The organism is Hymenobacter agri (assembly GCF_054778495.1).
The window spans coordinates 1-1,319 of sequence record NZ_BAAGZM010000886.1; the positions used below are offsets into that span (position 1 = coordinate 1).

Here is a 1,319-nt window from a genome sequence, read left to right on the forward strand (position 1 = left end):
GCCGCCGCTGAGCAGCAGCCAGCCAACGGCCAGCCCCAGTGCCGGCAGCCGCAGGTAGCCCCCAAGCGGCAGTACCGCGTATTCCTCTTCTGATGTTGACGGCAACCGGTGCCGCATCTGGTAGCACACCGTGAGCAGGGCCCCGCCCGCTAGTAGAGCCGCCCGCACCTCGGGGCCGAAAGCACCGGGCGAAGTGCTGCGCACCAGCACCGGCAGCAGGGCCGCCAGCAGCACCAGCCACGGCCGCAAATCGGTGGTGCGGAAGGTGGTGGGTGGGGCGATGGCAGCTGTCCGTTTGGCGGAAGTTGCCGCAGTCGTGGGTAGCTGCGCTGGGGCCAGGGCGCGGCGGTCGTGCACCGCTTCGGCGGCAGCTAAATGAGTAGACTGGCGATTGAAGCCATTGCTGGGCTCGGGCTGGAGGAATTCCAGCAGGCGGGCTGGCAGCTGGGCGTCATCGGCCAGTTCGCTCCACGTGGGATTCAGGCGGGTATACAGCTGATACACGGCACCTAGGCCCACTGCCCGACGCGACAGGACGGTGCGGCCCCGGCCATCGGCCCATACCGTTTCAAGGCCCGAAGCGACCGGGCGCGCATCCCGGCGATACACTCGCACGGCGGCCGCATCTGGGGCAGCAGTGGCAATTTGGGCCGTATCGGCCACGCCCGGCCTGGTGGCTTCCAGCCAGATAGTACGGGCCGTTTTGCGTGAGTCCGCCTGCCAGTTCCGAGGCAGTGGTTCAGCTGAAAGCCAGAACGTCCAGGGCGCGCTTAGTTGGTTGGGCCGCGTTCGTAGCCGGCGCAGCACGGGCCGGGTGGGCAGCGCCGTGCCGGCCGCCCGCAGTGCCGCTCCCAGGTAACGGGCATCGGCCGCGAATTCCGGTGAGGCATATAGGTCAATCACCAGCGGCGCAGTGTCAATGGCGACGTTAGCGGTGGTATTTGTTCCTCCGGTAGCTGCGACAAGCAGTGGCTGCTTGCCTGCTTCCCTAGCTGCAACCCGTATCGAGGCTAGGCCGGCGGTCTGGAATGGCTGGCCATTGGCGGGCAGGTGTACTTTCTGGCGCCGATACGTGGTTCGCATTTCATTGCTGCGGCCCACCAGCAGGCTTAGGCTGTCGCCGGTCTGGGCGGCGCTGGCCAGCCAGGTAGCGGTAGTGGTATCGGGCAGCATCTGCCAGGTTACACCGGCCGGCAGCGGTGCGTGGCTGCCACCAAAGTTGCGCAGCGCCGCCCCCGTTACCACCAGCAGCGGCTGGCCTGGAAATGCCGCCGCGGCCTGCTGTACCCGCGCCCAGGCAAAAGGCTGGCTGCCCGCCT

The 1,319-nt window shown here is 67.7% G+C and carries 1 protein-coding gene; it reads right to left on the minus strand.

Annotated features, from left to right (window positions below; genetic code table 11):
* Positions 1–1,319: hypothetical protein (locus ACYVDE_RS23095; protein WP_460503880.1), on the minus strand; the 1,319-nt coding region annotated here is incomplete at both ends.